The sequence below is a fragment of the Ideonella sp. genome, from assembly GCF_041287625.1.
In the GTDB taxonomy this organism is placed as follows: Bacteria; Pseudomonadota; Gammaproteobacteria; order Burkholderiales; family Burkholderiaceae_C; genus Ideonella.
Genome location: NZ_JBGGNH010000002.1, coordinates 1 through 3286 on the forward strand (window position 1 = coordinate 1; position 3286 = coordinate 3286).

General features: G+C 68.4%; 1 protein-coding gene. It reads left to right on the forward strand.

What is annotated here, in order from left to right:
* Positions 1-3286: beta-ketoacyl synthase N-terminal-like domain-containing protein (locus tag ACAH41_RS00390; RefSeq protein WP_325655792.1), on the forward strand; the 3286-nt coding region annotated here is incomplete at both ends.

A 3286-nucleotide genomic window follows, 5' to 3' on the forward strand; every position in this document is an offset into this window, starting at 1 on the left:
CGCCGAGAACCACGGCGGGCGCGCCAATTCCCTCACGGCGCCAAACCCCGTGGCGCAGGCCGCGGTGGTGGCCAAGGCGCACCGCAGTGCCGGCATCGACCCGCGCACGGTGACCTACATCGAGGCCCACGGCACCGGCACACCGCTGGGCGACCCGGTGGAGATCAATGGCCTGAAGGCCGCATTCAGGGAACTCTATGCGGCCACCGGCGACGGTGAGGTGCAGGCAGCGCACTGCGGCCTCGGTTCGGTGAAGACCAACATCGGCCACCTGGAACTGGCGGCTGGCGTGGCGGGCGTTGTCAAGGTGCTGCTGCAGATGAAGCACAGGACGCTGGTGAAGAGCCTGCACAGCGAGACGCTGAACCCCTACATCGACCTGGATGGCAGTCCGTTCTACGTGGTGCAGGAGACACGCGAATGGGCAGCACTGCGCGATGCGCAAGGCCAACCGCTGCCGCGCCGCGCGGGCGTCAGCTCGTTCGGCTTTGGCGGCGTCAATGCGCACGTCGTGCTGGAGGAATACATCGCGCCTGAGCCTGTGGCACCTGTGGCACCCGTGGCGGCCGGTCCGGCCTTGGTCGTGCTGTCCGCGCGTACCGAAGACCAACTTGGCGAACAGGTGCGGCAGTTGCTCGCGGCCATCGAGGCCGACGCCAGCATCGCACTGGCCGATCTGGCCTACACGCTGCAGGTGGGGCGCAAGGCGATGGACGAGCGCCTCGCGCTGGTCGTTGGGTCTCTCGCCGAGTTGAGCGAGAAGCTGAGCGGCCATGCCGAGGGCAAGACCGCCATCGACGGGCTGTACCGCGGCCAGGTCAAAGGGAACAAGGACACGCTGGCGGCGTTGGCGGGCGACGAGGACATGGCGACCATCGCCGACACCTGGGCCGCAAAGGGCAAGTTCGGCAAGCTGCTGGACCTGTGGGTCAAGGGCATGGCGGTTGATTGGCAGCGCCTCCACGGTGCCCAGCGGCCGCGGCGCATCAGCCTGCCGACCTATCCGTTTGCCCGAGAGCGGCATTGGGTGCGCACGGACAGCGCGCAGCCTGCAGCACGGCTGGCTACAGCGGCGCTGCATCCCCTGCTCCACCGCAACACCTCGGACCTGGGCGGCCTGCGCTTCAGCACGCAGCTCGGTGGCGAAGCGTTTTTCCTGGCCGATCACGTGGTGCGTGGTGCTTGCGTGTTGCCCGGCGCGGCACAGCTGGAGATGGCGCGCCACGCGGCGAGCCAGGTGTTCGGCGAAACGGGCCGCATCGCGTTGCACGATGTCGTGTGGCTGCGGCCGGTCGTGGTCGGCGGCGAGGGGCTGACGTTGCACTTGGCGCTGTACCCCGAAACGAACGGCGATGTCGGCTTCGAGATCCGTGGCGAAGGCGAGGGCGACGCGGCCGTGGTCTACAGCCAGGGCCTGGCCAGGCCTGGCACTGAGGAAACCAGCGCCGAGACGCTCGATGTGGTGGCGCTTCGCCAGCGTTGCGCCGGGTCGCATCTCGGTGCCGCGCAGTGCTACGACCGGTTCGCCCGGATGGGCCTGCACTACGGCCCCGGGTTCCAGGGCCTGCAAGAGCTGTTCGTGGGCGAGGCGCAAGTGCTCGCCCGCATCAGCCTGCCCGAAAAGGTGCGGGCGACGCAGGCGGATTACCTGCTGCATCCCAGCCTGCTGGACGCGGCCTTGCAGGCCACGCTGGGCCTGCAAGTGGGCAAGCCTGCGTTGATGCTGCCCATTGCGCTTGGCGCGTTGGAGGCCTTCTCGCCGTGCACGACCGAGATGTGGGCCGTCGCGCAGCGCAGCCCGGGCAGCCAGGCCGGTGACGCCGAGCAACGCTTCGACATCGATCTCTGCGATGAACACGGTGCCCTGTGCGTGCGCCTGCGGCAGTTCAGCGTCCGCTCGCCGATGGGCAGCGCCCCGCAGGACGACAGGCCTGTGCTTGCCACCGTGCCCGCCGCCCCGCTCACACCCGCTGGCAGCGTGCTGCAGGACAAGGTCAAGCGCATGCTGGTCGAGATGGTGTCGCAGCTGATCAAGGTCAAGCCCGAGGACATCGACGGCGACACGGCGCTGAGCGAATACGGTTTCGATTCGATCTCGCTGACCGAATTCGGCAACGCCCTGAACCAGCAATACCGGGTCGATGTGAAGCCGACGATCTTCTTTGAACATCCGACGCTGGACGCGCTGGCAGCCCATCTGGCAAGCGAGCATCGCGCCGCACTGGCGCCAGTGTTCGCAGTGGCGACCGAGGTGATGCCGGCTTTTGTGCCGGAACCGATGGACAAGCCCGCCAAGTCGCGCGGGCGCGGCAGCCTCGTCCGACCGGCGGCAGCGGCGGTGAGCCGCAGCCCGGCGCTGGACGAGCCGATCGCCATCATCGGCATCAGCGGGCAGTTCCCGCAGGCACCAGACTTGGACGCCTTCTGGCGCGTGCTGGCCGAGGGCAGGGACTGCATCACCGAAGTTCCCCCCGAGCGCTGGGACTGGCGCGAATGGTTCGGCGACCCGACGCGCGAAGACAACAAGACCAACGTCAAGTGGGGCGGCTTCATCGACGGCATCGACCAGTTCGACCCGATGTTCTTCGGCATTTCCCCGAAGGAAGCCCGGCTGATGGACCCGCAGCAGCGGCTGATGATGATGCACGTCTGGAAGGCGCTGGAGGACGCCGGGTATGCCGGGCCTGCGCTGTCGGGCAGTGACACCGCCATCTATGTCGGCACCGGTGCTGCCGGCTACGGCACGCTGCTCAACCGCGTGGGCCTGGGCGGCGAGGCCTATTCGTCCACCGGTGGCGTGCCCTCGGTCGGCCCGAACCGGATGAGCTATTTCCTCGACTGGCATGGGCCCAGCGAGCCGGTGGAAACGGCCTGCTCCAGCTCGCTGGTGGCGCTGCGGCGGGCCATCCTGGCGATCCAGCGGGGCGATTGCGGCTTGGCCATCGCCGGTGGCGTGAACACCATGGTCACGCCGGAAATGCACATCAGCTTCAACAAGGCCGGCATGCTGAGCGAAGACGGCCGCTGCAAGACCTTCGCCAGCAACGCCAACGGCTATGTGCGCGGCGAAGGCGTGGCGATGCTGGTGCTCAAGCGCCTGTCGGACGCCGAGCGTGATGGCGACACCATCCACGGCCTGGTGCGCGGCAGCGCCGAGAACCACGGCGGGCGCGCCAATTCCCTCACGGCGCCAAACCCCGTGGCGCAGGCCGCGGTGGTGGCCAAGGCGCACCGCAGTGCCGGCATCGACCCGCGCACGGTGACCTACATCGAGGCCCACGGCACC